General features: G+C 27.6%; 2 protein-coding genes. Both read left to right on the top strand.

Annotated features, from left to right (window positions below):
* The first annotated feature begins 136 nt into the window (after positions 1 to 136).
* The gene (locus NL42_RS18890) at positions 137 to 802 is read left to right on the top strand and encodes a hypothetical protein (RefSeq protein ID WP_461313917.1); all 666 of its coding nucleotides are present in this window, start codon (positions 137 to 139) and stop codon (positions 800 to 802) included.
* 243 nt (positions 803 to 1,045) lie between these two features.
* Positions 1,046 to 1,641: hypothetical protein (locus NL42_RS18895; RefSeq protein ID WP_461313918.1), on the top strand; the 596-nt coding region annotated here is incomplete at its 3' end.

The following is a 1,641-nucleotide window of genomic DNA, read 5'->3' on the forward strand; positions in this document are numbered from 1 at the left end:
AAGGATAAACATTCAATGACATGTCGTAAAATTAAAATATATAAATAACTATATTTCTATAGTTAATTTCCAACAAATACTTCTCTTAAAAAGTATCTGGCATTAGAATCGATATAAAATTGATATTTTTTAAATTATGAAAACTGAACTTAAGACTTTATTAATAGATGTTTGCTTCTGGATTATTTCAATATGCATTATTTTTTTCTTCTTTACTCTATTACTTTATTCTCATAATACGATTGACAATCCTTTAAAAGAGGCTTGGTCATTAACAATAGGGATACTTTCCGCTTTGACCACAATTGGTGCAGCTATAATCGCAGCATATCTTTTCAATGATTGGAAGGTCCAACACAACAAATCAATCGAAGTGCAATTGGCATTGATAATGATAGAAAAATTTGAGTTTTTTGATGAACAAATCTCAATGTTATACGGACAAATTGCAACTCCATATGATCTTAACGATCTAAAGCATCTTGAAAACGCTGTTAATGATTTCAAAGAACATAAACAAAAAAAGTTACTTGAAATTCGGATCAGCTTCTTAAAAGCTTCTGCTTCAATTGAAAATTTTTATTCATTTTCAGGAGATAATGAAGAAGTAAAAATTCAACTAAAAATAGCTAAATCAGAATTTAGAAGATTCTCGAATACATGTTTGAATATGAATAATGATGCTAGTTACAATGTAATTGCTAATAATTTTATGTTTGCTTTTAAAAAATTAATCCCGTTAATAGAGTTTATTGAAGAAAATTACATTCAGGTAGCGATAAAAAAACTAAGAGCTGAGTGATATATGTTATAGCACTAATCAAAGGGCTTTTACACAAACACCTTCCCCCATACTATTATTGATCATTAGGACTGTACATTCAAAAAATTAATAAAATTCAAACAGAAAATCTATTTATAGCTAAATGTAAAATTATTAAGCAATCAAAAATATTTAAAAACTATTTATTTCTAGCAAAGAATAATGTTGACTATAAGTACATGAAATATAAAATAGTTATTTTAGCTTCAGATCAAAAAATCTATGCAAACTTTAGAAAAAGAAACATTATCAAGTCATACCAACTCAGGTGCTATTTTAGTTTTAAATCAAGCACCAAATATTCAAGCTTTTAAAGTACAGAATACTGACCCTCTAATGCCTATACAATTAAGAGTAGACAACGTTACTGATTATTTAGCACTGGCTATACCCGTAATTGTTTCCATCATCACATCACTTATATCAGCATACGTAACTATTAAAAGTGTGACAAACTCAAATGGGAAGTTAGTTGAAAGCCAAGAAAAATTACAAGAGAATTCATTTAAAAATGATAGAAAAAAAGAATTAGATATTCTAACTTCAAAGAATAGACAAGATTGGCTTAATTCTTTAAGGACTGATATAGCAGAAATTATATCGCAGAGCTCTAACATAATACATAATCTGAGAGCCACCATGCAGATAACCTATAATACTCAACAAGAACAACAAGATAGTCTCAAATTTAGTAATTATTATAACCAACTAGATAGCCTCGATTTTAGTGTATTTATTACTTCATATCAAAAAGTAGACTCAATAATATCTAAAGTTGAGCTTTTCTTGAATAGTGACAAAAAAGAGCAAAAAGATTT

It is taken from the genome of Acinetobacter sp. GN11 (assembly GCF_054823985.1).

Excerpts from the sequence above, each read along its gene's own strand:
- NL42_RS18890 (WP_461313917.1), top strand. The coding sequence starts at position 137 with ATGAAAACTGAACTTAAGACTTTATTAATAGATGTTTGCTTCTGGATT.